Origin of the sequence: Cryobacterium sp. N19 (assembly GCF_002929595.1) — a bacterium.
Lineage (GTDB): Bacteria > Actinomycetota > Actinomycetes > Actinomycetales > Microbacteriaceae > Cryobacterium > Cryobacterium flavum.
The window spans coordinates 17,665-39,903 of sequence record NZ_PJJR01000046.1; the positions used below are offsets into that span (position 1 = coordinate 17,665).

General features: G+C 62.7%; 19 protein-coding genes. 4 read left to right on the plus strand and 15 right to left on the minus strand.

The window, feature by feature from the left end; all coding sequences use genetic code 11:
- Positions 1-23: 23 nt before the first annotated feature.
- The 10 genes from CXY78_RS04750 to CXY78_RS04795 form a co-directional block, all read right to left on the minus strand.
- Positions 24-632 (minus strand): histidine phosphatase family protein, encoded by a 609-nt coding sequence (locus tag CXY78_RS04750; RefSeq protein ID WP_104088294.1) that lies wholly within the window; start codon positions 630-632, stop codon positions 24-26.
- On the minus strand, positions 629-2,119 hold the full coding sequence (locus tag CXY78_RS04755; protein WP_104088296.1) for an FGGY-family carbohydrate kinase: 1,491 nt from the start codon (positions 2,117-2,119) through the stop codon (positions 629-631). The genes CXY78_RS04750 and CXY78_RS04755 overlap by 4 nt, the downstream gene beginning before the upstream one ends.
- A gap of 28 nt (positions 2,120-2,147) precedes the next feature.
- A complete protein-coding gene (locus CXY78_RS04760) occupies positions 2,148-2,921 on the minus strand; it encodes a class II aldolase/adducin family protein (RefSeq protein ID WP_104088298.1) in 774 nt (257 codons plus the stop codon).
- Positions 2,922-2,956: 35 nt separating this feature from the next.
- Entirely contained in the window at positions 2,957-3,979 is a 1,023-nt protein-coding gene (locus CXY78_RS04765) for a LacI family DNA-binding transcriptional regulator (RefSeq protein WP_104088299.1), read from the minus strand.
- 112 nt (positions 3,980-4,091) lie between these two features.
- A complete protein-coding gene (locus tag CXY78_RS04770; RefSeq protein WP_092341255.1) occupies positions 4,092-5,135 on the minus strand; it encodes a rhamnose ABC transporter substrate-binding protein in 1,044 nt (347 codons plus the stop codon).
- A 12-nt stretch (positions 5,136-5,147) separates the two neighbouring features.
- Positions 5,148-6,260, minus strand: a complete 1,113-nt coding sequence (locus tag CXY78_RS04775; RefSeq protein WP_104088301.1) for an ABC transporter permease — start codon at positions 6,258-6,260, stop codon at positions 5,148-5,150.
- Positions 6,257-7,285 carry an ABC transporter permease gene (locus tag CXY78_RS04780; protein ID WP_092341257.1) on the minus strand — a complete coding sequence of 343 codons (1,029 nt, stop codon included), beginning with the start codon at positions 7,283-7,285 and terminating at the stop codon, positions 6,257-6,259. Before CXY78_RS04780 ends, CXY78_RS04775 begins: the two co-directional genes overlap by 4 nt.
- A complete protein-coding gene (locus tag CXY78_RS04785) occupies positions 7,282-8,787 on the minus strand; it encodes a sugar ABC transporter ATP-binding protein (protein ID WP_104088303.1) in 1,506 nt (501 codons plus the stop codon). Before CXY78_RS04785 ends, CXY78_RS04780 begins: the two co-directional genes overlap by 4 nt.
- The gene (locus CXY78_RS04790) at positions 8,784-9,782 is read right to left on the minus strand and encodes an aldose 1-epimerase family protein (RefSeq protein ID WP_104088305.1); all 999 of its coding nucleotides are present in this window, start codon (positions 9,780-9,782) and stop codon (positions 8,784-8,786) included. Before CXY78_RS04790 ends, CXY78_RS04785 begins: the two co-directional genes overlap by 4 nt.
- Complete coding sequence (locus tag CXY78_RS04795) at positions 9,775-11,013, minus strand: hypothetical protein (protein WP_092341260.1); 1,239 nt, start codon at positions 11,011-11,013, stop codon at positions 9,775-9,777. The genes CXY78_RS04790 and CXY78_RS04795 overlap by 8 nt, the downstream gene beginning before the upstream one ends.
- A 215-nt stretch (positions 11,014-11,228) precedes the next feature.
- On the opposite strand from CXY78_RS04795, the gene CXY78_RS04800 reads away from it, so the two are divergent.
- The 4 genes from CXY78_RS04800 (at position 11,229) to CXY78_RS04815 (ending at position 16,624) form a co-directional block, all read left to right on the plus strand.
- The gene (locus tag CXY78_RS04800) at positions 11,229-11,993 is read left to right on the plus strand and encodes a DeoR/GlpR family DNA-binding transcription regulator (RefSeq protein ID WP_233197162.1); all 765 of its coding nucleotides are present in this window, start codon (positions 11,229-11,231) and stop codon (positions 11,991-11,993) included.
- A 122-nt stretch (positions 11,994-12,115) separates the two neighbouring features.
- Positions 12,116-14,152 carry a bifunctional aldolase/short-chain dehydrogenase gene (locus CXY78_RS04805; RefSeq protein ID WP_104088429.1) on the plus strand — a complete coding sequence of 679 codons (2,037 nt, stop codon included), beginning with the start codon at positions 12,116-12,118 and terminating at the stop codon, positions 14,150-14,152.
- 4 nt (positions 14,153-14,156) lie between these two features.
- Positions 14,157-15,581, plus strand: a complete 1,425-nt coding sequence (locus tag CXY78_RS04810) for a rhamnulokinase family protein (RefSeq protein WP_104088306.1) — start codon at positions 14,157-14,159, stop codon at positions 15,579-15,581.
- Positions 15,582-15,703: 122 nt separating this feature from the next.
- Positions 15,704-16,624, plus strand: coding sequence for an NAD-dependent epimerase/dehydratase family protein (locus CXY78_RS04815; protein ID WP_158252736.1), 921 nt, complete (start codon positions 15,704-15,706; stop codon positions 16,622-16,624).
- Positions 16,625-16,649: 25 nt separating this feature from the next.
- Here the strand turns inward: CXY78_RS04815 and CXY78_RS04820 are convergent, their stop codons facing one another.
- From CXY78_RS04820 to CXY78_RS04845, 5 genes are all read right to left on the minus strand, one after another.
- On the minus strand, positions 16,650-18,464 hold the full coding sequence (locus tag CXY78_RS04820; RefSeq protein WP_233197167.1) for an amino acid transporter: 1,815 nt from the start codon (positions 18,462-18,464) through the stop codon (positions 16,650-16,652).
- A gap of 845 nt (positions 18,465-19,309) precedes the next feature.
- Positions 19,310-19,996 (minus strand): cation transporter, encoded by a 687-nt coding sequence (locus CXY78_RS04830; protein WP_092341265.1) that lies wholly within the window; start codon positions 19,994-19,996, stop codon positions 19,310-19,312.
- Positions 19,993-20,346, minus strand: coding sequence for a helix-turn-helix transcriptional regulator (locus tag CXY78_RS04835; protein WP_092341266.1), 354 nt, complete (start codon positions 20,344-20,346; stop codon positions 19,993-19,995). The genes CXY78_RS04830 and CXY78_RS04835 overlap by 4 nt, the downstream gene beginning before the upstream one ends.
- 209 nt (positions 20,347-20,555) lie before the next feature.
- Positions 20,556-20,894 carry a thioredoxin family protein gene (locus CXY78_RS04840; protein ID WP_233206081.1) on the minus strand — a complete coding sequence of 113 codons (339 nt, stop codon included), beginning with the start codon at positions 20,892-20,894 and terminating at the stop codon, positions 20,556-20,558.
- A 104-nt stretch (positions 20,895-20,998) separates the two neighbouring features.
- Positions 20,999-21,604 (minus strand): hypothetical protein, encoded by a 606-nt coding sequence (locus CXY78_RS04845; protein ID WP_140425441.1) that lies wholly within the window; start codon positions 21,602-21,604, stop codon positions 20,999-21,001.
- Between the last annotated feature and the right edge of the window lie 635 nt (positions 21,605-22,239).

Below are 22,239 nucleotides of genomic sequence, written 5' to 3' on the forward strand. Positions count from 1 at the left end.
TTGGAGGGTGTTGAGCTTGGTCGTCAAGGTGTCAGCGGCACGTTGTAGCTGAGCAGCGCGGTGCCTTGCGTCGTCCAGGACACCGTCGTGATGCCTACATTGAGCACTGCGGGGAAGACCGCGCGGTAGCGGTCTGCCGGAATCCCCAACGCGCGACAGAGAATGAGGCGCATAAGGGTCGAATGCATGACAACGAGCGCCGTTCCGGCAGGATGCTTCGCGGCGATCGCCTCGAGGGCAGTCCATGCTCGCTCGGCGGCGTCGACCCCCGACTCGGCCCCCGGCAGCGGGGATGTACCTGGATGTTCGACGAATCGGGCGGTTTCTTCGGGAAAGGTTGCCTTCATTTCGGCAGAAGTCAGGCCCTCTCCTCGCCCAAAGTCGACTTCACGCAGCGCTGGAACGACGCTGAGAGGGAGCCCGAGCGCCATGGCCGATGGAGTGGCGGTGGTCACGGCGCGCGACAGGTCGGAAGCGTAGACCGCATCGATCGACTGCCCCTGGGCCCAGCGTGCAAGATCTTCGGCCTGGGCGATACCCAGCTCGGTGAGCGCGACATTTGAGTTTCCGGCGTAGCGATTTTCGGCGTGCCACGTGGTCTCGCCGTGACGCACGAGAAACAGGGTCGTCACGGTGTGATCCAGTTCTTCGAGCCGAGTTCGGCGACGAATCTGTCGTAGCGATCGTTCCAGAGCGCCGCCGGAGCGGAGCGCGGCTCGACGACCCGCCCAACGATCGACATGCGCGAGGCGGTCTCGGGCAGCGAGCTTCCGGCTGTCCCCGCCCACGCGGCCAGGATAGCCATGCCAATCGACCCCTCGGACGATCGCGGAATACTGATCGTGCGTCCGAGCAGATCGGCACGAAGTTGGGTCCACCATTCGTTGTTCGTGCCTCCCCCCGACGAACTCAATGTGCCGTCGACGGCGGCGCCAGCGCGAGCCATCATCTCAAGACTGAGGCGTTCGACGCAGGCGATACCAAGCATGATCGAGGCGAGGAGAAGGTCTGGGTCGAGCAGAGTTACAGCTGCGCTGAGGCTGTAATCAATCCCGTCAACGGTGACGAACCCTGGAGCATCGGGGCGGATCACGGGGAAGCGCTCGCCGGTACCGGCCAGGGGATAACTTGTCGGAATCGATGAGAGCCGGTGCCCCAGGCCGCTCAGGCGGGAGGATGCCCCCGCCAGGTCGATGGAGGGTAGCGTTGCGGTGATCGCTCCGGCACCGACACTCGAGGCACCGCCCGGAAACCACAGTCCATCGTGGGGCGCGCGATGCGAGTAGACCGCTCCGCCGTCGTCGATGATGATGCGGTTGGACACGCCCTTGAGCACCATGGTGGTCCCGATCGTGGTGTGCCAGTCACCCAGGCCAAGAGTGGCGGCGCTGAGCTGCGCGGCACAGCCGTCGGTCATTCCGGCGAAGACGGGAATACCGACGGGCAACCCGGTCACATCGGCCCACCATGCGCCCGATCGGCCGAGCTCGGTGCCGGGAGCGACGACGCTCGGCAGCTGGTCGGGGTCGATGCCGAGTGCGTCGAGGGCACGGACGGGCCATTCCAGTGCCAGCAGGTCGTATCCCGATTTAAGGGAGTGACTCCAGTCAGAGGCGACACGCGTTCCGACGATTGCGGATGCCAGCACGTCGGCCTGGTGGGCGATCCAGCGCTTTTCGGAAAGCATGCCGTTGCGTGCGAGCCAGGCGATCTTCGGCAGGGCCCAGGTCGGCTGAATTTTGTAGCCCAAGCGCGCCCAGCGCACCGGGTCAGACTGGTTGGCTTCCGGTCCGATCGCTTCAGCCCTGGCGTCGTCGTACATGAGGCCAGCCGAACACGGCCGACCCGCGGCATCCACTGTTGTGATGGTGCCCGATGTCGCGCAGATGGATACCCCCGCGATGCGGGCCACGGCCGTGGACGGTAGCGACGCCAGTGCCACGGCCAGCGCTGCACCGGCATGGTTGATCCAATCCTGCGGATCCTGTTCGTGTCGGTCGCCCATTCGCCGACTTACCAGGGGTACAGCGGATGACGCGGCGACAGCCCCTTCATCGTCGACGATGGATACCTTCGCACTCTGAGTGCCAAGATCAATGCCGATCCACAGCGCTGTCATCGCCACTGTGGACCTGTTCCAACGGGCATCAGGCGGTGCCTGCGAGGTTCTTGCGGCGCTCTGCCATGTCCGTGCGCTCGAAGTAGTGTGCCACGGTGTCGTCACCGAGGCCGATCACCCCACCGATCGACAGCGCCTGCACTCGGGTTCGTGCACCCTTGACGGTCATGAGGGTGATCGCCTCCACGGCCTCTGCGCTGCCGCCGATCGCGACAATGCCATGATTGCCCAGCAGTACGACCGATGGCAGCTCGCCACGCGTCGCCACGTAGTCGCGTAGACGCTGAAGGAAGAGCCGGCCCAGCGCGATACCGGGCGCCGCGTACGGCACGAAGAGGGGGGTACCGATGACAAGGGCCTCGTCGGAGTAGACCCACTGCGCGAAGGCGGACTCCGCGTGCACGCTTGCGAGCAGACCGAGCACCGATGTCGGATGGGTGTGCGCGACATAGGCGGTGGGCTGCACCGACTGCACGGCCACGTGCACGAGCGTCTCGATCGACGCGCGCCGCCTCGTGCCGGTATGCTCACCCGCATCGAGCATCTCGGTGAGGTCCTCCTGGGTCGAGGTGGCGTCATCCATCAGGTCGATGAGAGGTTGAACGTCGGTGACGACGAAGTCGTCACGAGTCACAGCAGACATGTAGGCTCCCGATGCCTTCACGACGATTCGACCATCGGCGAGGCGCTGGGAGGTGTTGCCCTCGGCCAGGATCACCAAGTCTTTGGCGGGCTCGCCCAGGGAATGAGTCAGGGCGACGAGATCGTCGGTCACAAGTTCGGGTTGCCAGATGGTAACCATGGGGATCTCCTTATGGGTCAAGAGTGGGCAGCGCTTCAGTTGTCAGAGCGCATCGGGCGTGGGGCCGCGCTCGACGCGCGGGTGACAAGTTCGGGGACCAGCAGTTCGTGGTGGTGCGCATGGGCCTCGCCACGGTCGATCTCGTCGAGGAGCAGGCGCACTGCTTGCCGGCCCATTTCTTCACGCGGCTGACGTACGGTCGTAAGAGGAACAGTGGCTGCTTCCGACCAGGACAGATCGTCAAAACCCACGATCGAGACATCGTCTGGTACGCGGATGCCGCGGTGTGCGAACTCGAGGAGCACGCCGAGCGCGGTGAGGTCGTTGCCGCACATGATCGCGGTCGGCAGTTCGGCGGTGGCCCGTGCGGCGAGCGCTGCGCCTGCCATTCGTCCATCGGTGATTCGCCACGAGTCGGTAGGGACTCGCTCGGGAACAACATCAACTTCAGCGAGCGTCGCGGCGAAGCCGTCGAAGCGACGATTGGCCTGCAGACTGCTGGCGAAGTTGCCGACGAAGGCGACGTTACGGTGGCCGAGCGCAATCAGGTGCTCGGCAGCCAGCCGACCTCCCGCGACATCGTCGGTCTTGACCCAGCAACGCTCGGTCTTCTCGTCTACGCGGTCCACGTTGACGAGGGGGATATCGCGGGCATCGAGGCGCTCGACCGTCGCGTCGAGGGCGCGCACGGGCGCGATCATGATGCCGTGAACGCGCTGCTGCACGAGCAGGTCGAGGTTGTCCTGTTCACGCGCGACATCGTCGCCGTTGTGCACAATGACTACTCCCACGCCGAGTGACTTCGCTTCGGCCTCTGCGCCCAGGGCGACGTCGACGAAAAACGGATTGGCCAGATCGGCCAGGGCGAGCCCCAGGGTGCGCTGGCGACCGGCAGGGTACTTGCGGGCTCTTTGGATGGGGGTGAAACCCAGATCGGCGATTGCCGCCAGAACGCGTTCCCGAGTCTGGGGGGCGACGTAGCCGGGACGGTTGAGGACGTTACTGACGGTGCCCGCCGAGACGCCCGCATATTTTGCGACATCGTGAATGGTCGCCATCGTCTTCCTCCATCCTGCTGGGGACGGGTGGAGCCTGCAACGAAGAACGTTGCAGGCTCCACCCCCTGTGTTGATTCAGCTCGACCCGGGTGGAGTCAGCTGGCAGCTGTGCTTAGAACGAGAAGTCACCGACGTTGGACTTGTCGAACACGAACATCGGGCCGAGGACAACCTCTCCCCCGGCGCCGACAGTGAAGTCTCCGAGCTTTCCAGCGGTGAACTTGTCGCCCTCCTTGCCTGTGATCGTGCCCTGAGTGAGCGCGTCCGCGGCGTAGGTGGCCAGGTACCCCAGGTCCTCAGGATTCCAGAGACCGAACTGCTCGATGACGCCGCTCGTGACGTAAGTCGCCATTTCGCTCGGCAGACCGAGGCCAGTGACCCACACCTTGCCCTGGAACTGCGGGGTGTCAGACAGGTAGTGTGCTGCTTCCTTCACCGACACCGTGTCCGGAGCGATGATGGCCTTGAGATCCGGAATGCTCTGCATGAGTCCCTGAGCTGCTTGGTAGGCCTTCTGGTCAACGTCTTCGCCGTATGCAACCTGGGCGATCGTGATCTCCGGGTGTTCCTTCTCGATGAGAGCAGTCATCGCATCGACCCAGGCGTTGAGGTTTGCGGCGTTGGCACCACCGGAGAGGATTGCGATGGTGCCTCCGGCCGTTCCGAGGTGCTTCGAGGTCAGGTCGACCAGTCCCTGGGCGATGCCATCGACCGTGGCCTGGTTGATGAAGATGTCGCGGCAGTCGGTGTCGGTGTCGAAGGCAACGACCTTGACGCCAGCGTCCTGTGCCGCCTTCAGATCGTTGCAAACGGCAGCCGGGTCGTTCGCCGCGATGGCGATCGCCTTCTGGCCGGTCTGGATCGCCGTCTGGATAAACGGAACCTGATCGGCCGAACCGGTCGAGGTCGGACCGACCTCGGAGAAGTCAAGGCCGAGTTCGTCCGCAGCTGCTTTGGCACCTTTGTCCGAGGCCTCGAAGTACTTGTTACCAAGGCTCTTGGGGATAACGGTCAAGCTTCCGGCGCCAGCGGCGTCGGTCCCGGTGGAGCCGCCCGTGGGTGCGGCGCAGCCGGCCAGCAGCACCGACGCGGCCGCGATGGCCACGGCGATGGATGCAGCGCGCCTGTGCGCCGACTTACTGAATGTGAAATTCACTGTTTTGCCTTTCTAGTGGTTGCTTGGTACAGATTTCGGATTTGGGATTGCCCGGTGCTTTTCAACGCCTGCCGCGATTACGGAGGCCTTCGACCGCCGCCGCCGCGAGATGAATCCCGCAATACCGGCGACAACGACGGAGAAGATTAGGGTGGCGCCAGTGACGATGCTGATCGTGTCGGAGCCGATACCGGCGAGCTGCAGCGTCTTGTTCAGTGTTGCGATCAGCACGCCGCCGGCCAGTGCCCCGAGTATTGAACCGCGGCCGCCCCAAATCGAGACGCCGCCCAGCACAATGGCTGTCACGACCTGCAACTCAAAGCCAAGGCCGTTCGTTCCAATCGCATTGCTGTACTGCAGCGTGTAGTACACACCGGTCGCCGACGCGACCAGCCCGCTGAGAACGAACAGAATGAGCCGTGTGCGATTGACCCGAACGCCCGAGAACGCGGCCGTCTCGGAGCTCAACCCGATGGCGAATACACCGCGTCCGAACGGAGTGAGGTGCAATACCACCGCGAAACCGATCGCGACGACGATGATCGCCACGGTCACCATCGGAACTGGAGCACCGACGAAAAGCGGAGCGCCGATGAACTGCGTGACCTCACTCGGAAAACCCGTGATCGCCGTGGTGCCAAGCAGCCCGACGGCGATGCCGCGAAACAGCGCCAAAGTGCCGATGGTGACCGCCAGGCTCGGCAATCCGACGACCGTCACGAGCACGCCGTTGAGTAGGCCCACCAAGCCACCGCCAACGACCGCGACCCCGGCGGCCAGTGGAAGGGGAATTCCAGCGTGAAAGCTCAACCCGAATATGGCACTTGAGAAGCCGACCACACTGCCGACCGACAGATCGATGTCGCCGGTGATAATGATCAGGGTCACCGGCAACAGCATGAGCAGGATCGGCGCGGAGTTCAGGATCATCGTTAGGTAGGTATACGGCTGAGCAAAATACGGCACCGTGGTGATGGCAAAGATGATCAGCAGGATGATGGCCAGGACGATTGCCGTCTCTGTCCGCAGCAGCATCCGGCGCCACAGCGTGCGGCTATGCCTGCGGTACTGTGCGGCAGCACGACCTACGGCGTTGGTCGTGATCGTTGCGGTGTCGGCGCTCATGTCGCAGTCCCCTTTCTCTTCGCCCGGCGAATGCGGGTGATGAATACAATGCGGTCGAGCAGGATGGCGCCGACGATCAACACACCGACGATGGACTGCTGCCAGAGGCTCGGCACTCCGAGAACGGGAAGCGCGTTGCTGATAGTGGCGAGAAAAAACGCGCCCAGTGCGACGCCCCAGATCGTGCCGGATCCGCCGACGATGGCGACTCCGCCCACCACGGCTGCCGCTACAGCCTGCAGCTCATATCCGGTACCGACCTGCGCATCACCGGTCGCGAAGATCGCGAGGTAAACGAGCCCGCCGAGACCGGCAAGGGCGCCGCTCGCGACGAAGGCTGTGACCGTCAGACGACGCTCGCCGAGCCCGAACAGCGTGGCTGCCTCGGGGTTGGAACCGAGCGCGTACAGGTCGCGGCCCACCCGCCGACTCGTCATGAACCATCCAATCAGCAAGACGATGATCGCGACAACGATCAGCAATACCGGAATGCCCAGGAACTGCAGGGTACCGAAGGAGCGGTACTCGTCAGGCAACCAGCTGGATCGAATAAAGTGCGGGCCGATCCAGAGGATCGCGATCCCCCGGTAGGTGTACAGCGTGCCCAGAGTGATAACCAGCGATGGCACTCTGAGGAAGGCGACCAGCAGGCCGTTAACGAGTCCCAGGAAGGCCCCGAGGAGGATGCCGCTCAGGATGACCAGAGGTATCGGGATACCCGGAAAGTTGGAGAACAAGCTCCCGGCCGCGTACGCCGAGAGGCACAGGATCGAGCCGACCGACAAATCGATGTTGCGGGTGATGATCACGATCGCCTCGCCGAGAGCGATGAGGATCAGAATCGTTGGCTGCCGAAGCAGCTCACGCCATCCGCCGTCGCTGAAGAGGAACCCGGGTTGCGTCACACTGGTCAGCGCCACGAGCGCGAAGATCATCACGATCAGGCCGACCTCGCGGGCGCGGAGGATCCTGCCTAAGAATGAACGCCGTCCTTGGCTCACCGGGACGGTGTGCGTCACGCTCATGCGGCCACCTCCGGTGCGTGCGTCGCGGCGTACATCACATTCTGGGGAGTTGCCGTCGCGCGCGGCAGTTCCGCCGTAATCCGACCTTCACGCACCACGAGCACACGGTCCGCCATACCCATGACCTCCGGCAGTTCGGACGAAATCATCAGCAACGCGACGCCGGTTCCGGCCAGCTCGGACAGCAGGCGGTGCACCTCGGCCTTTGTGCCCACATCGATGCCACGGGTCGGCTCGTCCACGATCAGCAACTTCGGTTTTGTGGCCAGCCACTTCCCGAGTACGACCTTTTGTTGATTTCCGCCGGAAAGCATTTGTGCCTCGGTGTCGAGGGCATACATTTTGACCTGCAAGCGCGCCGCCCAGGTACGAGCGCTCGGCTCTTCGAGCGGTGCGATGATGAATCCGAATCGGGCCAGCTTGTGGCGGATCGCGAGAGTGATGTTGCTCTGTATGCCCGCCGTCATCGCCAGGCCCTGCTTGCGCCGGTCCTCGGGAACGAAGCCAATGCCGAGTCGCATCGCCGCCGCGGGGCTCGTCCGGGGCACGCTGATACCGCCCATTCGAACCGATCCAGAGTCGTAGGGGTCCACGCCGAACACTGCACGGGCGATCTCACTTCGACCGGCACCGACGAGGCCGGCCAGGCAGACGATCTCACCCGAACGCACGGTGAAACTGACGTCCTGGAAAACTCCGGCGCTGGTCAGGTGCTCCACCTCGAGTACGGGTTCGCCGATCAGTGCTTCCTGCTTGGGGTACAGGTTGTCGACGCTTCGACCAACCATTTGATGGATGATCTCGTCTTCGGTCGTGACGGTCGTCAAGTTCGTGGCGACGTAACTGCCGTCCCTCATGACGGTGATGACATCGCAGAGGGCGAACACCTCGTCAAACCGATGGGAGATGAAGATGAGGCCCTTTCCCTCGTCGCGGAGCTGGCGTGCGATGCCCATTAGACGCTCGACCTCGATTCCCGACAGCGCCGCAGTCGGCTCGTCCATGACGATGACCTTGGCGCCGACCGAGATTGACTTGGCGATTTCGACGACCTGCTGGTCTGCGATCGACAGTCCTCGCGCCTCGCGGTCGGGATCGATCGGCACGCCAAGCCTTTGCGTGAGCTCGCGAGTCTCGCGGCGCATTTTCGCGCGGTCCAGCGCGCCAAATCGGGTGTACGGCTGACGGCCAACGAAGAGGTTCTCGGCGACCGAAAGGTCGGGGAACAGCGTTGGCTCCTGGTAGATGACAGCGATGCCCGCGGCTTTTGCCTCGCGCGTATTGTGAAAGTCGACGCTTTCCCCATCCAGCAGAAATGTGCCAGCGTCGCGGCGGTACAAACCGCCGATGATCTTGACGAGCGTCGACTTGCCCGCGCCGTTCTCGCCGATGACGGCATGGATAGAGCCGGCCTTGAGGACCAGCTCTGCGTTGACCAGCGCGGCCACCGCGCCGAAAGTCTTGGTAACGCCATGGAGTTCCAACAGTGCGGTGTCATTCATGCTGCGCTCACGTCGATTTCGATCACATAGGTACGGCTCTCGCCCGGCTCCAGTCGGGGCAACGTGCCGTTGGCGCGTGCAGCGGCGCGGCCCTGGATTTCGGGGGTGTTTGCAGGTTCGAGACCCAGCACATAGTGCTTTGTGGCGGTCAGTTTCCATTGAAAGATCGCCGGTAGCGTCTCGGAGTAACGGAGGGTGAATGTCAATCCCCGGGCCGCGTTGGTCACCCGGGCGACGCGCTCATCGCCAGCGGTGTGGATATAGACCTGCTCGCGCGTGCCGGCCTTGGGCTCACCAATTTCAGCCCGCTGGTTGAAACCAGTGGCCGCGTCGGGGTCACGGGACGTTACGGAGGCGGCGGGGATGTCGATGACGGTCCCAGCGTCGAGCAGCGGCCACCCGAGGTTGACGTGGTAGAGCACCATGTGCGGGCTCATGCTCTCGCCCTCGTTCGTCACGGTGTCCTCGATCGTGAAGGAGGTGGACCCGACACGCGAGGTGATGCGGCGGCGCAGCACGAGATTCTCCTGGAATACGCCCGTCTGGCGTACCTCGCCGGCCACGGTGATCAGCGCGGGCGTCACTGTGACCTCCGTCACCCGCGCCGGCACGGCCCCGATGCGGCCGTGCATGCCGGACACGCCATCCTCATCGTCGGCGGGCGGGCCGAAGGTGTCGAGTCCACAGGTCGTCACGAGGCCACCGCCAAAGGTGCGCAGCCACCCTCGCCCGGCAGGCTCGTATGCGTCGGAACGCGTGATGCCAGTCGATGAGAGCCAGGCAAGCGGGATCCCATTAATGGTCGCGGCACCAATATCGAGGGCGCGGTCGGGATGAACGTCGAACTCGAACCCGCCGCCGTTCACCACTCGGAATCGGCGAGCCCCACGTGCCGGACCATCATCCTCAACGAAGCGATCGACGCGCGCGACCTGATCAAGCGATCCGACCCGGAGGAGGGCCTGGCCGACCGGGGTTCCGAAGATTTCAGACAACGCCCAGCTCCAGATTTCCGGGACCGAAATGCTTCAGGATGACGATGTCATCGGTTGCGCTGCGGTTGGTGATCGTGACGCCAGCACGGGCCGCCGATTCGGAGACGAAGAACTCGTCCTGGCTGAGTTGCCCGAAACGGATGAGCGTCGCTGCCTGCGCGTCATGCACTCCGAAAGTGCCGCCGCCCTGAACAAAGAGGGCGCCGTAAGCATCCTGGTCCCTGATCGTTACCGTTTGGCCTGGGCGTACCGTGAGCTCTTTGGCGCTAAATGAGGTGGAGCGGAAGACGATCCAGTTCTCGACATAGCTTGAACCGCCGTCGGCCGCTGACGTGGAGGTGCTGTACGGACGCATGAACCGGTTGGGTACAAAATCGACGTCAAGATTCTTTTTCCAGTCCAAAAGGTCGAGAAGAAACTCATAGTCGCCGTGGTGCGTTGGGGGCACGTCCTTCCAGAGCAACTCCTCGGGGACCTCCTTGTTGTTACTCCACGATTCGCACATTGCGAACACGTCGCTGGCGGATTGCGGCTCATAGGTGCAGATGCTCGCCGGAGCGTGCAGAACACCCGCCGGAATGTCCCATCCCGTTCCAAGTTGAGTTCGGTATCCGAGCGACAGATCGGTGATGCGATTGTCGCCACCATCGGCGAAGCGCATGAGACGCTCCTTGACCTGGTCGCGGGTAGTGCCCGGCTGAAATCCGAAAAAGGAGATGGGTTGCAGGCCCAGGTTGTCGTTCATATGGGGCGAGTAGTAGTACGCCTCTGGCTTTCCTACCTTGTCGACGAGTGCGGCCTTCTCGTCAGAGTGGTGCACGTGGAAGGGCAGGGGCATCAGGTTGTCGTAGAACTTGGAGTACATCGTCCAGCCTCCGAAGCGGTCCCACAATCGCGACCCGATCACGTCGGCCTTATGGTGCTCGACAAAATCATCGAAGGGCAGGAGGCCGCCGTCGGGGTCGACGACGAGGCTGAGGCCTTCGTGGGCCCCGGTGAGTGGACCGTTGTCAGCGCGAATCGACGAGGCAAGCCAGCGCTCGTCAATGCCGCCGCGCCCCTGGCCGAGCGGGAAATAGTCATCCGGGTGCAGTCGGATGCGCTTGCCAGGAGTGCAAAAAGCACGGGGAACCCAGGTGGGTGCAAACCGAACAATTCCCTTGCCGGCGTCCAACGCACGATCGTGCGCGGTTGCCGATGTGACGATATTTTCGTAGGCCTCAGAGGTCATCGGTGACACTCATCTTTCAGTTCGTGCATCACCCAGGAGGCAACGCTGCCAACAGGACCGGTTCAATGAACCGTCTTTTGGGACAGTAACACCACACTCGTTGTGCGTCAATATATTTATTCAACACACATTCGCTCCCACAAACTCAAGCAGATAAGTGTATTAGTGTTAGATAACGCGAAAAGTTAACATACAAGTTACAAAGAATCGAGACCGTGGTGGCCACAACCGGAAGTACCGAATCCGAAGAGCGACGCCGGCAATTGCTGGCCTCGCTTGAGCACGAGAACGTCATTCGACTGACCGAGGCCGCAGGGACTCTCGGTGTCTCAGCCATGACCATCCGTCGTGATCTGGCCGATCTCGAGGCGGAAGGACTGCTGCGCCGCGTGCGTGGCGGAGCGATCTCGGTCATCGGCCCACGCCCCTTCGAAGAGCGGCGTTCCGTGCGCTCGCGGGCGAAAGAACTCATCGCAGACAAAGCTCTGGCTCTGGTTCCACGTTTCGGTTCTATCGCTTTCGATGCGTCGACGACCGTTGGAACCATGGCGAGCAGGCTGGGTCCGAGGTCCGGTCTCATCGTGAGTACGAATTCCTATCCGACCTACGCGAGTCTCAAAGGAACCCTCGGAGTGAACCCCATTCTCATCGGTGGCGAGACGGAAGAATCAACGGACACGTTCGTGGGCCCACTGGCGGTACAGGCCGCCCAATCGTTGCGCTACGTCAGGTTCTTCGCATCGGCCAGTGCCGTGGACGCCACGTTCGGGACCACTGAGGTTTCGCTGGCCGAAGCGCAGATGAAGCAGGCCTTCGCTCGGGTGTCCAAGGAGATCGTGCTCTGCATCGACTCGTCGAAGCTGCACCAGCAGGCCACGGCGGCGTCCCTGGAATTGTCGAAGATTGCAGTTCTCATCACCGAGCTCGACCCGGGCGACAGCCAGCTCGATGAGTTTCGAGATCGCGTCGAGTTGCGCTGAAGCAGCCACGAACGAGTCGTGACCTTTCGTGTGCTTATTTGTTATGTTTCACAACTGCGCACATTTAGCGTATGGTCATCCAGCAGACCACCTTCACCGACGCAGGAGCAGGAGCCAGAACGATGACGAACCGAACCGCGGCCGAACTGGTCGCTCGCAGCAACAGGCTGGGCAGCGATCCCAAGGTTACAAACTTCGCTGGTGGAAACACCTCCGCCAAGGGCACCGACACCGACCCCGTCACGGGCGAGCCGGTCGAATTGATCTGGATCAAGGGTTCCGGCGGCGACCTCGGCACGCTGGCCGCCTCCGGTCTTGCCGTGCTGCGCGTCGACCGGTTTCGCGCCCTGCAACACGTGTACCCGGGGGTGGAGCGCGAGGACGAGATGGTGGGAGCATTCGACTACTGCCTACATGGCACCAATGGTGCGACACCGTCGATCGATACCTCGATGCATGCATTAGTCGATGCCCAGCACGTCGACCATCTGCACCCCGACTCGGGCATCGCGATCGCAACCGCCACCGACGGCGAAGCGCTGACCAAGAAGATTTTCGGCTCCAAGGTGCTTTGGGTACCGTGGCGCCGACCCGGATTCCAACTCGGACTCGACATCGCTGTGCTCCAGAAGCAAAATCCGGATGCCATTGGGTGCATCCTCGGCGGACACGGCATCACGGCGTGGGGCGAGACATCGACTACATGCGAGGCGAACAGCCGCTGGATTATCGACACCGCCCAGGCCTACATCGATGCGATGGGTTCGAAGACACCGTTCGGTGCTGCAGTCGCCGAGAATACCGCGCTGCCACAGCACGAACGCCGAGCCAAAGCCGCCGCTCTCGTTGCCACGATTCGAGGCATCGCCTCGCAGGACAAGCCGATGGTCGGCCACTTCACCGACGACCCCCGCGTGCTGGAATTTCTCGGTAGTGCCAATGCAGCCAAACTTGCTGCTCTCGGCACAAGCTGCCCAGACCATTTTCTGCGGACCAAGGTCAAGCCGATGTTGCTCGACTTGCCGGCCGGAGCATCCGTCGCAGCGTCTATCGAGCGACTGAAGACACTCCATGAGGCCTACCGCGTCGACTACACCGCCTATTACGACAAGCATGCAGCCTCAGACAGCCCCGCCATGCGCGGCGCAGATCCGGCCATCGTTTTGGTTCCTGGGGTCGGAATGTTCAGTTACGGTGCCACGAAACAGGTCGCTCGCGTGGCCGGGGAATTCTATCTCAACGCCATCAATGTCATGCGGGGCGCCGAGGCGCTCTCCACCTATGGCCCGATCTCCGACGCAGAGAAATTCCGCATTGAATATTGGGCACTCGAGGAGGCGAAGCTGCAGCGGATACCGAAACCCAAGAGCCACCAAGGCCGGATCGCCCTCGTCACCGGAGCGGCATCGGGCATTGGCAAAGCCATCGCCATACGGCTCGCGGCTGATGGCGCCTGCGTCGTCGTCGCGGACCTCGACCTGGAGAAGGCGCAGGCGGCGGCAGCGGAATTAGGTTCCGTCGATGTGGCCATCGGCGTCGCTGTCGACGTCTCCGACGCCGACGCCGTGAAAGCCGCGGTCGATGCAACGCTGATGGCATTCGGCGGTCTGGATCTTGTCGTGAACAACGCCGGGCTGTCCATTGCGCGCTCATTGCTGGAGACCACTGAGACCGAATGGGATCTGCTCCACAACGTCATGTCCAAGGGATCGTTCCTGGTCTCGCGCGCCGCAGCGAGCGCCCTCATCGAGCAGGGAATGGGCGGCGATATCGTCTATATCTCCTCGAAGAACTCGATCTTCGCTGGCCCGGATAACATCGCATATTCGGCGGCAAAGGCCGACCAGTCACACCAGGTTCGGTTGCTCGCTGCTGAGCTGGGCGGGTATGGAATCCGCGTCAACGGCATCAACCCTGACGGTGTCGTGCGGGGTTCTGGCATCTTCGCGTCGGGCTGGGGCGCTAATCGGGCCAAGACCTACGGCGTCAGTGAAGAGAACCTGGGCCAGTTCTACGCTGACCGAACTATATTGAAACGGGAGGTCATTCCCGAGAACGTCGCTGACGCGGTGTGGGTGCTCACCGGCCCCGCATTGAGCCGGACGACGGGTGTGCATATCCCGGTCGACTCCGGCGTCGCCGCCGCGTTCCTGCGATGACCCGATGACCCGCGCAGCTGTCGCCGCAATCGATCTCGGCGCGACCAGTGGACGTGTCGTGGTCGGTCGCTTCGACGCTGACACTGTGCGCCTCGACGTAGTCGAGCGATTCTTGAACAACCCCGTGCGCTGCTGGGAGGGAACAACAGACGGGCTGCACTGGAACGTGCTCGAACTGTTTCGTTCAGCCCTGATCGGCCTCCGCAAAGCAGTGATTGAGGAGCCTGATCTGCGCAGCATCGGAATTGATGCCTGGGGGCTCGACTATGGGTTGTTGCGTGGCGGTGCGCTGCTCGGTAATCCCTACTCGCACCGCGACGAGCGCACACTCGAGGGCGTGCGGGCGACCCATGAGCTCGTCTCGCAGAAGGAGCTGTATGCCGCCAGCGGTATGCAGTTCATGCCGATAAACACCGTCTATCAGTTCACCGCCGACCGGCTTGCCGGACGGGTGCAAGCTGGCGATACAGCCCTGTTGATACCCGATCTCATGGGGTACTGGCTGACTGGCGTGCCTGTCGCCGAGCACACCAACGCCTCGACGACGGGTTTGCTGGACATACACACGCGAGGTTGGTCGACCAAGCTGGCGAACAGCCTCGGGTTCACAGCGAGCCTGTTCCCGCAGTTGGTCGAACCTGGAACGACGCTCGGCCCACTGCTGCCGACCGTGCGAGCCGAGGTTGGCGGGCAGATCCCCGTTGTCACCGTGGGGTCGCACGACACGGCCTCAGCCGTGGTCGGAGTGCCTGCCCGGGGCGATGAATTCGCCTACGTCTCGTGCGGTACCTGGGCGCTCGCCGGGGTCGAACTGGAAATGCCCGTGCTCAGCGAGGCGGCCCGCGTCGCCAATTTCACTAACGAGAGCGGGCTGGACGGTCGCATCCGCTTTCTGCAGAACATCACGGGACTCTGGCTGCAGTCGGAGAGCATCCGCACGTGGGAGCGGGCGGGACTTCAGATCGACCTTCCTGCACTCATCCGTGAGGCCGCGGCCCTACCGCGCGGTTCGGTGTTCGATGCCAACGATCCGCGCCTGCTCACGCCTGGCGACATGCCCGCGCGCATTGCGCAGTGCTGCCTCGAGGCCAATCAGCCTGTGCCGCACACTCTGGCGGAGGTCACGCGCGCAATTAGCGAGAGCCTGGCCGAGGCGTTTGCACACACCGTTCGCACCGCTTCGGAGCTGTCGGGCAAGACCGTGAGGGCCATCCACATCGTTGGCGGCGGATCGCAAAACGCCCTCCTGTGCCAGTTGACCGCCGACCGCAGTGGACTGCCCGTGATCGCTGGTCCGGTCGAGGCAACCGCCTTCGGAAACGTGCTCGTGCAGGCGCGCACCGGGCGGCTCATCTCGGGCAGCCTCGAGGCGATGCGGGCCGTCATAACCCGGTCGGTGACGCTGCAGCATTACGCGCCGCGCGGGTGACATCGCGCCGGAATACGCCCGCACGGGAGGGGGTTGATCAAGCGTTTCTGGTGCACCGGCATATTCCGTCTGTCAGACTCGGCGTTAATCGCACGACGCGACCACCGAACTGAATGGATTCCATGAGCAAGCACCTTGTTGTCGGAGCCGGCCTCATCGGCCGCCCCCTGGCCGAACGCCTCGCGGCCCGCGGCGACACCGTGACCATTGCCACCCGCTCGGGCTCGGCCGCCGCAGGCGCGACTGCTCTGGTACTGGATGCGAGTGATCCGGCAGCTTTTACGCACGCCGCAGCTAATGCTTCCACCATCCTTCTCTGCACGAATCCGCCCTATACCGATTGGGCTGCACAATGGCCGCCCATCTACGAGGCGGTGATTGCCGCCGCATCCGCTACCGGTGCCAGGATCGTCGTGATGGGTAACCTGTATTCCTATGGGTCACCGACCGGCGCCATGACCGAACACTCGAGCGAAACGACCACCGAAGCCAAGGGACTCATTCGCCGCGAAGGTTGGGCAAAGTTGCGCGCCGCGCATGACGCCGGCCACATTCGTGCTGTCGAGGTGCGGGCCAGTGACTACTTCGGGCCTGGGGCCACCGGCACCGCGCACCTGGGCGAAGCGTTTTTCACCGCTGTTCTTCGCTCAAAGACGGCTCATGTCGTGGGTAAGCCGCACCTCGCGCACAGCTGGAGCTACCTGCCCGACATCGTGACCACGCTCATCGCCGCGGCAGACTACACCGGCGACTGGGGCCGAATCTGGCACGTTCCGAGCGGTACCGTCAGCCGTGTCGACATCGTTGGGCAACTCAATGCGCACTACGGCACACGGGGAAAAGTCACCGGCTATCCGCAGCTGTTGCTGCGGTCCCTCGGGGTGGCCAATCCGATGATGCACGAAGTGTGGGCGTCGAGTTACCAGTTCGTGGTGCCGTTCGTGATTGATGCGACCGAGACCGAGCGTGAACTCGGTGTCGCCGCCACGTCGTGGAACGAGGCACTCATCGCCACCGCAGAGAGCTACCGCAGCCAGATCTGATCGAGGCGCTTCTGCAGCCGGTGCCTCAGCTCACGTGTACGTGCGGGCGCCGTTTGGCGTTCGGCTCCGACTCACGCAACACTTCGCGGGTCACCGGTGCGATCTCGCCCTGGCCGGTGACGAGGAACTTGAACATATTCGAGATGGGGTTGTTCTGGGTCCACTCAAAATAGATTTCCGGGATGATGCCGGTCTGGTCACGAATCTCCAGAAGCACGGCCGCAATCGTGTTCGGCACATTGCCGCTGGTCACCTGGAGAACCCGGTAACCGTGTTTGGCCACGCCGCTCACGACGAGATCTTCCTCAAAGTCCGACGAGTCTGAGGGGAGCACTTCGAGAAAGATGATCGGTGAGCCGGTCGGTATATTGCCGAATCGGCGTTCGTCGCGGCTCTTATCACGGTACTCGGTTTCGGTGTCTTCGTCGGGCTCGTGGGAGATGATTCGCACGACGTCGTAGTCCTCGGCGTCGCCCGTGACGAAATCGAGGGCCGAGGAATCCAAAGTGATCGACGTCGCCCTGAGTTGGAACGACCGACGCACGCGCGAGACGAGGGAAGTCACCATGATGCCCACGATGAACAGGGCGGCGATGCGCACGCCGTCGGGGCGTTCGACGATGTTCGCGATGGTCGTGTACGCCATGATCGCGGCGATTATGCCGAAACCAATGGTCGGCCAGCGTTGCCGTCTTTTGCGGGCGGACAGGGTGACCGCGACGGATGCCGACGTCATCAGCACGAGCACGCCCGTTGCGTAGGCACCGCCCTGGGCGTCGACGCTGGCCTGGAAAGCAATCGTGATCACGAAGGCGATCCCGATGAAAACCAGTACGAGCGGGCGCACGGCCCGGGCCCATTGCGGTGCCATGCCGTACCGCGGCAAGTACCGAGGCACGAGGTTAAGCAGACCGGCCATAGCGGATGCCCCAGCAAACCAAAGGATGCAGATGGTGCTGATGTCGTAGACGGTGCCGAATGCGTTACCGAGGTATTCGTGGGCGAGGTAGGCCAGGGCGCGACCGTTGGCGGGGCCGCCGGGCTGGAAGGCGGCCTGCGGGATCAGAAACGTGGTGACCAGGCTCGACGTGATCAGGAAACCGCTCATGATCAGTGCCGCTGTGGTGAGCAGCCGTTTAGTGCCGCGTATCCGGCCGACGGGATTGTCGTCGCTGTCGGTCGGGCTTCCCGTAACCTGCGGCATCACGGCCACACCGGTCTCGAAGCCGGACAGGCCCAAGGCCAACTTGGGAAACACGAGCAGTGCGATCCCCACCATGACGAGCGGATTACCGTGCTGCACGGTGAGCGCCGCCCACCAATCCGTGATGACCACGCTATTCGTCGCCACGTGCTCAATCGCAACCATGATGACGATCAGGTTGAGAATGAGGTAGACCGCAACAAGAACCACGGCGATGCTGATTGCTTCCCGAAAGCCGCGAAGGAAGACAATTCCAAGCAGGGCGATGATGAACAACGTGATCGGTACTTCCTGACCGTGAAACCAGGTTGGCGTGAACGGATTCTCGACTGCGTGAGCCGTGGCATCCGCTGCCGACAAAGTAATCGTGATCATGAAGTCCGTTGCCGCGAACCCGAGCAGAACCAGCACGAAGAGCTTGCCCGACCACCACGGCAACAGCTTCTCCAACATATGGATGGAACCGGATCCCCGAAAACTCTCGGCAGCCACTCGCCGATACACCGGCAGGGCACCGAGCAGCGTCAGGGCGACGAGCACGATGGTCGCGATCGGCGACAACAGCCCCGCAGCGAGTGCCGCGATCGCCGGCTGATAGCCCAGCGTCGAGAAATAGTCGACACCGGTCAGGCACATCACACGCCACCATGGCTGCGTCTTTTCGGCCGTGGCCGCGTGCGGTCCCACCCGCGATCCCTGACGGTCCCCAGTGTCTTGCAATAGCCACGCTTTGACACTTTTGGCCGAAGCCCGCGATATGGTCACGAGCACACCCTACGCCCTCGCAAACTACCGCAAGAATTGCTTTCACTTTCATTTACTGCACGCTTCTCGCTGCGGCCGAACAAGGGGGCAAGCCGCCATCTGGTGACCCCTACTCGACCTGTACGCGACGTTTGCGGTTGCGTGGTTGTGAGCGCGAGAGAGGACCACCGCAAAGATCAGGAAGACGGCTGTGCTCAGCCATCCGCTTATCTCTCCCAGCTGCGGAATTACGAGCAGCCCGCTCACTCCCAGCAGAATCAGCACCCCGGCCAAAACTGCGAACAACCGCATGCCATAAAGCAAGATGAAGACGAGGTAGTGCCCGCCAACGAAGAAGAGCTCAGCCGGAAAGAAGGGTACGGGCTCATAGCTCCCGAGGGCGACGGCAATCAGCAAGCCGAGGGGCACGGTAAACGCGCACTGCATCGCCAATGCCGCCGAAGAAGAGCGCAGCCATACCGCCAGCAACGGAGCCCCAAGTGAACACCGCGCTCGCCGCCGCCCAGATGACCGCGGACACCAATGGTCCAGGGAAGCCGGCACGATAGATTCGTCGAACATCGGCCTGTGCTTGTGAAATGTCCATGACATCCACCGTGATCGAGCCGAAGAGCGAGTCGCACACTCGTCAGAGCCCACTTCGATCATGGCGCACCAGTCGCGACAGGACCAATCAGAGCCGCGTTGCGACGCTGTGTCAGAGCGCGCGAGTAGCTTCAGCAGCAGTCTTCGTGCTCGACGTCGCGTTCCCCGGTGAGCGCAGCCACGGGCACTTTGCAGGCGTCGCCACGCCAGGCCTCGAAGCCTTCCCGAACGGCGAAGACCACGATCACGAGGGCTGCAACCGAGTCCGCCCACGCCCAACCAAAGAGCGTGTTCAAAAGTAGCCCGACCAGCAGGGCTGCGGAAAGATAGGAGCAGATCAGGGTTTGTTTCGAGTCAGCGACCGCCGAAGCAGAGCCCAACTCATGGCCGGCGCGACGCTCGGCGAAGCTCAGAAAGGGCATCACCAGTAGGCTGACCGCTGCCAGCACAATGCCGACCGTGCTGTGCTCCGCTTCGCGAACGCCGAAGAGGGACAGGCCGGCATCCACAATCACATACGCGGCGAGAGCGAAGAACGCCCACGCGATGACTCGCAGCGCGGTCTTTTCTCGCTTCTCCGGATCAGGCGCTGCGAACTGCCAGGCGACAGCGGCAGCGGAGAGGACCTCCACGATGGAGTCCAGGCCAAACCCGATGAGGGCGGCTGACGATGCCACGCTGCCGGCCGCGATCGCAATGATGGCTTCGATGACGTTGTAGCCAATGGTCGCCGCGACGATCCACCGAATCCGGCGGCGGAGAACCTGCGTTCGGTCAGGCTGGATCGCAACAACTCGGTCATTGCTGGAGAGGCTCATGCGTCGTTCCCGCAGCACAGCGGTACGTCGCAGTCCTCATCGACGCAGCCGACACCGTCATCGATAGCGAGCACCACATCCATCAGGGCGATTAGCGCCCTGGTCACGTGAGGATCCGCGATCTCATAGCGAGTCGAGCGTCCCTCCGGAACGACGGCCACGATTCCGCAGCCTCTGAGGCACGCCAGGTGGTTGGATACGTTCGACCGCGACAACTGCAGCTCGCGCGCCAACGCACCCGGAAACCCCGGGCGTTCGAGCAAGGAGAACAGGATTCGAGACCTGGTGGGATCGGCCATCGCTCGACCCAACCGGTTCATCACGTCAACCCGCGAGGCAATAGTCAGCATCCACTGACATTACAGCAGGGGCTGACCAATCACCACGGTCCTGCCAACGCAGTGTCAATTAGTACTGATCGTGCCCGATTGGATCGGCCCGGAGGCGGAGCGCGACCCACAGTCCACATCGGCGGCAGATGTAGGCATTGTCGCTGAGGGCGTGCAGCCTGCGGCGCGGATAGCTGCGACCGCAGCAGGAACAGGTGAGTTCTGGGGTGTTATCCATGAGCCGCGAGCGCTGCCTCAATCTGTTCTTGGGTGGGAGCTCCGGCCATTCCGTTCGGCGTTACATAAATCCGGCAGGCGAGATCGCTGGTGCGGCCATCCGTCGGGAAGAGATCAACACCGTCGACGAGGATCGTTGGCGACCCAGCAAATAGGACTTGCCCGGCTGTCTCGGCGGAATCGATCAGTGTGGATGTGATCACTGTGTTCGAGTGCATCGTGTTGTCGACGGCGCGCTGCAGGCGGATGAGGGCCTGTACCGAGTTCGGACAGCCTGCAATGTAGAGCAGCTCGATTGTTGTCATGGATTCTTTTCCTTTTGAGGGGGCCATCCATATCATCCAACGGATGCGTCGCCTCGCGATACCGCGGATGGACAGAAATCAACGTGGGTACCCAGTATTTTCCGCAGGACAGTCTTTCAGGTCGATGCGAGCTAGTTGTAAATCTCGATGAGGCTCGGGTCGGTCAGCTCAATCTGAGCGACACCTTCGTACAGTGTGATTTGGCCGGAGGTGCACAGGGTCACGCCGCCGTCAATCGGCTCAAGGTCGCCGACGTCCCAAACCACGATCTGAAAACGTTCCGGGTCGGGGTAGTCGCGACCGAGGTTGAGGAACACGTCGTCTTCCGAGTTGCCGCCGCCGGCGAGTGGCCCGCAGACGCGCTGCGTCGAACCGGCGTAGTCCACAGCATGGTTCCAGGGGATCCCGCCGCCAGGCTGCTCTTCCGCGGCCGCGGCAAATGGGAGCGGGGTTGGAGCGCCAGGAGCCGGATCTGCCTGGTAAACCCAGTTTCCGTTGCGGTCCTCGACGCAGCTAAGCTCTACGGCCTTCCGCTGAGCCAGACCGGCCGGTGCCGCGACGAGCGCAGCGCAGGCGGTGGCAGGATCGACCGGCGATGACTCTTCGGTCAACAGTTCAGCCGCGTTGGGCTCGTCATAGGAATAGGAGCCCGAGCTGCAGGCGGTGAGCAGAAGCATCGAAGACAGGGCCGCAGCAGCTGTCAGAGCGGCGATTGGAGCGCGAGGCGATCGGGGCATGGGCAAAGACTAGGGCATCGCCGACGGACGTGTGTGTCCCAGTCCGAATGGGCGTCCAGCGGGCAGCATGCCCCCTTCGGCCGAACACGTCACGAGAAAATCGCGGCCGCTGAACGACTAATACGCGGAGACTCGAACCAAGAACATCACATTCCGAGTCATCTTCATCAAGACTTCGAAGTCGCACAGATTCGGAACTCCCCCGACAACCGGCACGAAAGGGGCACCACGGGCTCACGAGCCTGGGCTAACCTAGCGGGATTCGGACATGACTTCATCGCGACCGCAACTGCCAAAACCCCCCAATTGACCGGAGATTTTTTACAAAGCTGGGGTACCTGGACTCGAACCAAGAACAAATGATAGCCGTCGGGGTGGCCGTGCGCACCTGCATACGGGGCAGACTTCCGCGGAATTCCGCGGTTCTCATGGGGTTTAGTGTACGCGCTGTACGGTGAAATACGGCCTGAATCTGGTCAGATTTTGGGGTTTATGGTTAGTTTCTGGTCATGGGCCGTACCTTTACGTGACCGGGCGCACGTTGGCGTCAGGCTCGCCAACAATGTCGCGCGCGTATCCGGTATTGCCCGGAACCCCTGGGAAGGCCTCGACCCCGCAACTCTGACCGCTTAGAG

Excerpts from the sequence above, each read along its gene's own strand:
- CXY78_RS04775 (WP_104088301.1), bottom strand. The coding sequence starts at position 6,260 with ATGAGCGCCGACACCGCAACGATCACGACCAACGCCGTAGGTCGTGCT.
- CXY78_RS04810 (WP_104088306.1), top strand. The coding sequence starts at position 14,157 with ATGACCCGCGCAGCTGTCGCCGCAATCGATCTCGGCGCGACCAGTGGA.
- CXY78_RS04785 (WP_104088303.1), bottom strand. The coding sequence starts at position 8,787 with ATGAATGACACCGCACTGTTGGAACTCCATGGCGTTACCAAGACTTTC.
- CXY78_RS04815 (WP_158252736.1), top strand. The coding sequence starts at position 15,704 with ATGAGCAAGCACCTTGTTGTCGGAGCCGGCCTCATCGGCCGCCCCCTG.
- CXY78_RS04780 (WP_092341257.1), bottom strand. The coding sequence starts at position 7,285 with ATGAGCGTGACGCACACCGTCCCGGTGAGCCAAGGACGGCGTTCATTC.
- CXY78_RS04820 (WP_233197167.1), bottom strand. The coding sequence starts at position 18,464 with ATGTGCCTGACCGGTGTCGACTATTTCTCGACGCTGGGCTATCAGCCG.
- CXY78_RS04795 (WP_092341260.1), bottom strand. The coding sequence starts at position 11,013 with ATGACCTCTGAGGCCTACGAAAATATCGTCACATCGGCAACCGCGCAC.
- CXY78_RS04755 (WP_104088296.1), bottom strand. The coding sequence starts at position 2,119 with ATGACAGCGCTGTGGATCGGCATTGATCTTGGCACTCAGAGTGCGAAG.
- CXY78_RS04840 (WP_233206081.1), bottom strand. The coding sequence starts at position 20,894 with ATGGCCCCCTCAAAAGGAAAAGAATCCATGACAACAATCGAGCTGCTC.
- CXY78_RS04830 (WP_092341265.1), bottom strand. The coding sequence starts at position 19,996 with ATGAGCCTCTCCAGCAATGACCGAGTTGTTGCGATCCAGCCTGACCGA.
- CXY78_RS04760 (WP_104088298.1), bottom strand. The coding sequence starts at position 2,921 with ATGGTTACCATCTGGCAACCCGAACTTGTGACCGACGATCTCGTCGCC.
- CXY78_RS04845 (WP_140425441.1), bottom strand. The coding sequence starts at position 21,604 with ATGCCCCGATCGCCTCGCGCTCCAATCGCCGCTCTGACAGCTGCTGCG.
- CXY78_RS04765 (WP_104088299.1), bottom strand. The coding sequence starts at position 3,979 with ATGGCGACCATTCACGATGTCGCAAAATATGCGGGCGTCTCGGCGGGC.
- CXY78_RS04835 (WP_092341266.1), bottom strand. The coding sequence starts at position 20,346 with ATGCTGACTATTGCCTCGCGGGTTGACGTGATGAACCGGTTGGGTCGA.
- CXY78_RS04805 (WP_104088429.1), top strand. The coding sequence starts at position 12,116 with ATGACGAACCGAACCGCGGCCGAACTGGTCGCTCGCAGCAACAGGCTG.